Below are 2,482 nucleotides of genomic sequence, written 5' to 3'. Positions count from 1 at the left end.
TCTAAATACTTTTGCCGCCTAAAGGAGATTAAAATATGTTGGATACTCTTACTAAAAGAAGAATAGATACCGCAAGAGATATTCTCGTCGGAAAATTACCCGACCCCAAATCACAGGTGGAACAGATTACCATTGCCTTGATTTACAAATTTATGGATGATATGGACAAGCAATCGGAAGAATTAGGGGGTAAAACAAAATTCTTTACCGGTGAATATGAAAAATATTCCTGGAGCAAAATCTTTGATCCTCGTGTGAGCGGATATGAACTTGTCGGTTTATACGGAGAAGCTATCCAGAAAATGAATCATAACCCCAATATCCCTCAGTTATTTAGGAATATTTTTAAAAATGCCTATTTGCCCTATCGTGATCCGGAAACATTAAAAATGTTTCTTAAAGTTATAGGAGAATTTGAATACGATTACAGCGAAAAATTAGGAGACGCTTTTGAATATCTGCTTTCTATTATGGGCTCCCAGGGTGATGCGGGTCAGTTTAGGACACCAAGACATATTATTGATTTTATGGTGAAAGTTGTTGACCCATCTAAAAACGAAACCATCTTAGATCCTGCCTGTGGAACGGCCGGATTTTTAATTTCTTCATTTAATCATATCCAGAATAAAAATAAAAAAGACGGTAGAATTAATTTAACGCCTGACGAAAGGGCGAGATTGATAGAAAATCTTTCTGGCTACGATATTTCTCCCGATATGGTGAGATTGTCTTTAGTTAATATGTATCTGCATGGATTCCAAAGTCCAAAAATTTACGAATATGATACCTTGGCCTCGGAAGAAAAATGGAATGAGTTCTATGACATCATTCTAGCCAATCCTCCCTTTATGTCACCAAAGGGTGGAATTAAACCCCATAAGAGATTTAGTGTACAGGCAAACCGCTCTGAAGTCCTTTTTGTTGATTACATCGAAGAACATTTGAATCCCAATGGTCGGGCAGGTGTGATTGTGCCGGAAGGTATTATTTTTAAATCTGAAATTGCTTATAAAAAACTTCGAAAAATGTTGATAGAAAATTCACTTTATGCAGTGGTTTCTTTGCCTGCCGGGGTCTTTAATCCTTATGCCGGCGTGAAAACATCCATACTATTTTTAAATAAAAATTTGGCTAAAAAAACCGATAAAATTTTATTTGTAAAAGTAGATAACGATGGATTTGGTTTAGGTGCCCAACGAAGAGAAATCAAAGAAAATGACTTACCGATGGCATTGGAAATTATTAAAAAATATAAACAGTGCATCATGGAAGAGAAAGAAATAGAATTTAATTTAACTGAAACAAAACTTGCACATTTAGTGAAAAAAGAAAAGATTGCCGAGAGCGGTGATTATAACTTGAGTGGCGATAGATATAAAGAAGCAGTTACTTATAATGGAAAATGGGATTTTGTAGAACTTGGAGAAGTTTGTGAAATCGTTAAGGACAAACCTTCTTCGTTTGAGGGGGTAAAAAGATATTTTTCAACAGGAGCAATTTCTTATAAATATCACATTGAAGATTATGAAATGGTTACTTTTGAAAAAAAACCAAGTCGGGCAGATATATTTCCTTCAATAAATGATATTGGTTTTGCCGTAATGAAAAACACGAATAAAGTAGTTTTTATTGATGATTATTATTACGACTCTATTTTTTCGACAGGATTTACTTTTTTAAGATGTAAAAAACAAGTTAATTTTAAATATTTATATTATTTGATTAAAGATGATTTATTTCAAAGTATAAAAGATAGAGAAGCAGTTGATGGAATAATGGGTGGGATTAGAAAATCTGATGTATTAAAAATTAAAATCCCTCTTCTCCCTCTTGAAATACAGGAGCAGATTGTTTCTGAATTGGACAGCTATCAAAAAATAATCGATGGCGCCAAGCAGGTCGTTGAGAATTATAAACCTACTTTCAAAATCGATCCAGAATGGGAGATGATAAAGCTTTTTAAAATATGTGAGAATTTAGATGGGAAAAGAATCCCTATAACAAAAAGTGATAGAAAAACCGGGCCTTATCCATATTATGGTGCTTCAGGTATTGTTGATTATACTGAGAATTATATTTTTGATGAAGATTTGTTATTAATTTCGGAAGATGGTGCAAACCTATTAACAAGGGTAACTCCGATTGCTTTTTCAGTATCTGGTAAAGTATGGGTTAATAACCATGCTCATGTTTTAAGATTTGAAAATATTGCGACTCAAAAATTTGTTGAGCTGTACATTAATTCAATAAATATAAAAAATTACGTCACCGGTTCTGCACAACCAAAATTAAATCAAAAAAATCTTAATTCAATAATGATTCCATGCCCTCACATTGAAATCCGGAAAAACATTATTAAAAAAATCGAAAGTGAACAAAAAATCATCAATGCCAACAAAGAATTAATTACGATTTTTGAAAATAAAATTAAAGATAAAATCGCAGAAGTATGGGGGTAAATAAAAAAGGAGATGCCTTTTAA

At 32.8% G+C, this 2,482-nt stretch carries 1 protein-coding gene; it reads left to right on the top strand.

Features of this window, described 5'->3' with window-relative positions:
- Positions 1-35: 35 nt before the first annotated feature.
- Positions 36-2,459, top strand: a complete 2,424-nt coding sequence (locus COZ07_RS00375) for an N-6 DNA methylase (protein WP_406606638.1) — start codon at positions 36-38, stop codon at positions 2,457-2,459.
- Positions 2,460-2,482 lie beyond the last annotated feature (23 nt).

The organism is Candidatus Infernicultor aquiphilus (genome assembly GCF_002784285.1).
Classification (GTDB): Bacteria; Atribacterota; Phoenicimicrobiia; order Phoenicimicrobiales; family Phoenicimicrobiaceae; genus Infernicultor; species Infernicultor aquiphilus.
The sequence above is the reverse complement of the archived record's forward strand: the minus strand, read 5'-3'. Positions and strand labels throughout refer to the sequence as shown.

Excerpts from the sequence above, each read along its gene's own strand:
- COZ07_RS00375 (WP_406606638.1), top strand. The coding sequence starts at position 36 with ATGTTGGATACTCTTACTAAAAGAAGAATAGATACCGCAAGAGATATT.